This is a genomic window from Agriterribacter sp., from assembly GCF_035444585.1.
Lineage (GTDB): Bacteria > Bacteroidota > Bacteroidia > Chitinophagales > Chitinophagaceae > Agriterribacter.
In genome coordinates this window covers 1-4826 of the sequence record NZ_DAOMOZ010000295.1, presented here as the reverse complement: position 1 = coordinate 4826, position 4826 = coordinate 1, and the positions used below count along the sequence as shown (strand labels likewise).

Here is a 4826-nt window from a genome sequence, read left to right as displayed (position 1 = left end):
TAGAAAGCGTATGGCGGATTTGTTTGGACCAGGGTTCGACTCCCTGCAGCTCCACCAGCAGAAATGGCGTGTAAGCTCCGCGTTTGCACGCCATTTCTTGTTTCCTCATTTCTGTGGTGCTAAGCCCTTATTCAATGCTCAGATCGGCTATGGGTATAATTGCCAGCTCGGCAGAATTGTTATTCCACGACGCCCTGCCTTGCTGACCGGCGCGACCAACATCTCCGCCATTGTTGGAATATACCACCCATAAATGCTTTTTGTATTCTACGGCATACGGGTAGGCAAGGGCAACATTAACGTTCGACTCAACGGATGGATCCGAAACGGCAGATCTCCGTATACAGAATATTTTACTGAACCGGTCTTCATTTGGTTTGCTAACGGCGATGGTTAGCGGCGACCTCCTGTTCCCGATATCGGAAGCAGAGGAACCGATCAAATAACGCTGACCGTTTGAAAGTATACCGGCATATGGTTTGGAAGCAGCCATCGGCATATTGGACGGCTGCAGCTCACTCCAGGTATTGCCAAAATCGTGGCTTACCGAAACCCAGGCCAATGGATGTAAAGCATGGAACTTTGGGGTGTTGGCCCCCGACCGGGCTACCAGCAATATATCGGCTCCGTTCACTATTATGGACGATTCACCCCACACTTTATACGACACGGGTATTTGCTTCACTTCCCAATTCATAAATGTATCATCGCTGCATATAGCAACCGCCGGTGGTGTATTGTTGTCTGTTATTGCAGCACCCGCCATGATCCAGTGCCCGTTATCCATAAGAACAGGTTCCTGTAACGGCCAAAACCCCGACCGGGCAACAACGCCCTTAAAAATCCATTTGCTATCCTGCTCATTCCAAATAAATGCACGGGTGTGTACATCCTCCATTATGCGCGTAAAAGCACCGTTAAACGACCATAGGGTATCCCGGTGGTTAAGGAATACGCCATGGCTGGTGGCGAGGTCTCCGGGTGGATTGTCTATAGGGATCAACCCGCTCCAGCTTTTACCATTGTTAAAGCTGATCATGGAATTGGCTTCTTCGCTTCCCGTATTTTCGGGCCCTTTATTATGCCCGAACGATACCATCCATTTCCCTTTATCATTTACAATGGCAACTCCGTGCAGGAAACGATAGTCGTCTGTGGCAGGTTCATATTTTTTTATGGACTTAAATACCACGTTTTTCAACAGGGGTATATCATTTGCTGCGGGGAAAGTATTGTGTGACCACAGTTCAAACAATTGCCTGTTCTCCTGCGGATATACCTGGTACAGGAAAAAGATGCAGCAAAAAAAAATACCCGCTAACAGGTGTGCTGCTTTGCTGTGAGCCGTAAATGGTACTGATTTTAATGCCGCCATGAAAATGCAGTTTTTGTTCTTCATGAAATCAGGACTGTTTTGTTCTTGCCTGCCCCGGAGTGATGCCGTATTGCTGCAGGAACATTTTGTTGAAATAGGAAGGACTGCTGAAGCCTACTTTATACCCGATTTCAGCAACAGAGCCTGCATGCTGTTTGATCATATCCATTGCTTTGGTTAACCGGTACGACCTGATAAATTCCGTGGCAGACTGGTTGGTTAACGCCTGCAGTTTTCTGTGCAGTTGCGACCGGCTCATACCAACTTCCGTTGCCAGGTCAACAACTGTAAAGCTTTCGTCAGCTATCCTTTCCTCTGCCACGAGCATCACTTTTTGCAGGAAAGCCTCTTCAATGGAAGGAACAGTAACATCAAGGGGTTTCAAAACAAGTTCTTTGCTGTATTTTTCTCTCAGCGCCTTCCGGCTGCTGATCAGGTTAGCTACCCTCAGCAACAGCTCTTTCGGGGAAAACGGCTTGGTTAGGTATTCGTCCGCTTTTTGCTGCAGCCCATGCAACTTATCTTCAAATGAAACTTTAGCAGTTAATAATATCAGGGGGATATGACTTGTTCGCTCATCCTGCTTTAAAGTGCTGCATACTTCATAGCCATCTTTCTCCGGCATCATTACGTCACTTATGACCAGGTCGGGTATTGTTTCGATCGCCTTCAGTATTCCTTCTGCTCCGTTTGCTGCCTCAACAATGTGATATTCATTTTGCAAAACATCTTTTATATACAACATCACATCTGCATTGTCTTCAATGACCAATACAATTGTTTTTCTTACTTCCGGCTCTTCCCAATTTTCGGCCGGCAACGGATTGAACATGCTTACGGGTACTTCATCGCCTTTCTTGCCTGCCCCGGGGGATTGTTGTACCGTATAATCTTCCGGCAATGGCAGCAGCACTGTTACCTCAGCACCTTCGTTGGGTTTGCTGACAATGTTTATACTGCCTTTATGCAGCTTAACCAGCTCTTTTACCAGTGCCAGCCCGATACCACTTCCTCCCTGCTGTGCTTTTTGCCGGTCATTGCTCTGGTAAAACCGGTCAAATACATGCGGGATATCTTTTTCATTTATCCCCATACCCGTGTCCTGTATACGAATACCGCAATATGGTGTATTGCCTTTTTCAACCATGTCAACTGTTACGGTTATGGACCCGCCCCTGGGAGTGAACTTAAATGCGTTGGAGAGCAGGTTGATGATAACGGTTTCTATTTTTTCCTTGTCAACATCCATCGTCAGGCCGGGCATCGGAGTTTCTACCTGCAGGTTTATTTGCCTATCGTCTGCCATGGAAGAAAAGTTCATTACAGTGCCCCGTATCAGGGGAATGATATTCAGCCGGGTAAGAGAAATCTCCGGTTTGTCTGATTCCAGTTTAGACAGATAGAGCAACTGATCTATCTGACCGAGCAATCGTTGCGCATTGCGTTCCATGGTATTCAACTGCCTGATCATTTTCGGGTCGGTTGTTAAGGAAAGCAGGGATTGAACCGGTCCCAATATGAGGGTTAGCGGCGTTCGGAACTCGTGTGATATATTGGAGAAGAAAGTGGTTTTCATTTTATCAACTTCCTTTCCTTTTTCATACAGCAGCCGGTTCTTTTTGCTGTTAAGGCGCTGCCGGTTATACAATAACAGCAATATAACGGCTATGAGCACTCCGGATGCCAGGTAAGCGTTCCTCCTGAAAGCAGCGGAGGCTTTTTCTTTTGTGAGCAATGCGATGGTCTGCTCTTTCTTCTCCGATTCATACTGTACTTTCAGATTGTTCAGCAGCGCTGCTTTTTTTACATTCAGTAAACTGTCTTTAAAAACAGTATGTTGCTTCAACGCATGATAAGCGTTTGGATAGTTTCCGAGCTTTTCATAGGAATCTCCGAGAAACTGCCATGCATAAACTAACTGTCCGAGGTTTTGTTCCTTTTCTGAAGCATCAACAGCCTCCAGGGCGTGCTTTTTTGCAGCTTCGGGCTTATTTATGGCCAGGTAAGTTTCTGCCAGATCATTCAGAATGTGGGAACTGTTGATATTGTATTTTTCTGCTGTTGATAAGGAGGAGATCAGGTACACAAGCGAACTGTCGGGTTTGCCGCTTTGCCGCAATGTTGAACCAATATTATTCAGCAACCATACTTCATCTCCCTTGTTGCCTAGTTGACGTACAATATCCAATGCCTGCCGGTATTTGTTCAGCGCGTTGCTGTAGTTCCCTTTTTTTTGAAAAGCTACCCCAATGTTCAGCAGGCTGATTGAAATTCCTTCGCTGTCATTGTTGGCGCTGTCAATTGCCAAAGCCCGGGTGAAATGTACGAGTGCATCATCAAAATGTTCTGTCAGCAAATACACATTGCCCACATTGGTAAGCGCTACTGCCAGTCCTGCCTGGTCGTTTAATGCTTCCTTTATACGCAAAGCGCGTAATCCATAGCTGAGCGCCTGCGCATAGTTGCCAAGCGTTTGGTATATCCTGTTGTAGGAATTGTAACAGTTGGCAACATTCTTTTTCCTGCCGATCCGGTCAAAAATAGCCATAGCGTCTTCCAGCGTTTCGAGCGCTGTTGATAAATTATTGCTGAGTTCGTATGAGCGGCTTTGGTTATACAAACCTGTGGCTTCCAGAAAGTGGTTGTTGCTACGGCGCGACAGATCCAGTCCCTGTTGAAAAACCATACCTGCCGAATCGTATTCGAGCCGGTCTAAATAGCCGTAACCCCGGTCATACAATTTAATTATTCTCGTAGAATCCGCCGCGAATGCCTGTAAACTGCATACAAACAGCGCAGGAATGATATAAACGAAGCGGTGGAAATGCATTAGGCCGGGTTGTCTGTAAAATGAAGAATCGGGATGCTTTCAAATTTAATAAAAACCGGCTCAACCGCGGTAGTATTATTAGGGCCCAAAGACACTAATGACTGATCTTCAGGTTTTATCTTTTACCGGCAGGCAGGTTAGTGACCTGGTGGCAAGATCCTACTTTTGATACCGTTTCTCCAACACTTTTTGTACGAAACATGTATGTTATTGGCAACCAGCCTTTAGAAACTCCTGTACTCACCCTCCAGGTATTTATTTGCTTCTTCTTCTTTGAAGCGTGCATTTTTCCCGTCCCAGTTAAGTGTTTGCCCGGGGAACCTGGCAGCTACCACACCTAATAAAATTACTTCCGTTAATTTGGCTGCATAAGAAAATGGCGCACTGCATTCGGCTTTTCCCAGGCAGGCATCCACAAATTCGTGGTAATGCTTTTGTCCTTCAATATCGTAGCTGGTAACGGGCTTCCCGGCTTTGCCTTTGGGGTCGTATTTCTTTATATCAATGGCTTCATACTTATTGTTAACAATCAACCGGGGCAGCTCCATAAAATGAGGCAGCAGCAGGCGTTTCCCGTTTTCGCCAATGAACATGGCGCCCTGGTCGGGTAATTTTTGTCCA

At 46.1% G+C, this 4826-nt stretch carries 2 protein-coding genes and 1 pseudogene; all 3 read right to left on the bottom strand.

Features of this window, described 5'->3' with window-relative positions:
• Nucleotides 1-127: 127 nt before the first annotated feature.
• Nucleotides 128-1375 carry a sialidase family protein gene (locus tag PLH26_RS20300; RefSeq protein WP_324587849.1) on the bottom strand — a complete coding sequence of 416 codons (1248 nt, stop codon included), beginning with the start codon at nucleotides 1373-1375 and terminating at the stop codon, nucleotides 128-130.
• 28 nt (nucleotides 1376-1403) lie between these two features.
• On the bottom strand, nucleotides 1404-4205 hold the full coding sequence (locus PLH26_RS20295; RefSeq protein WP_324587848.1) for a tetratricopeptide repeat protein: 2802 nt from the start codon (nucleotides 4203-4205) through the stop codon (nucleotides 1404-1406).
• A 224-nt stretch (nucleotides 4206-4429) separates the two neighbouring features.
• Nucleotides 4430-4826: pseudogene (locus tag PLH26_RS20290) on the bottom strand (gfo/Idh/MocA family oxidoreductase); the annotation flags it as partial.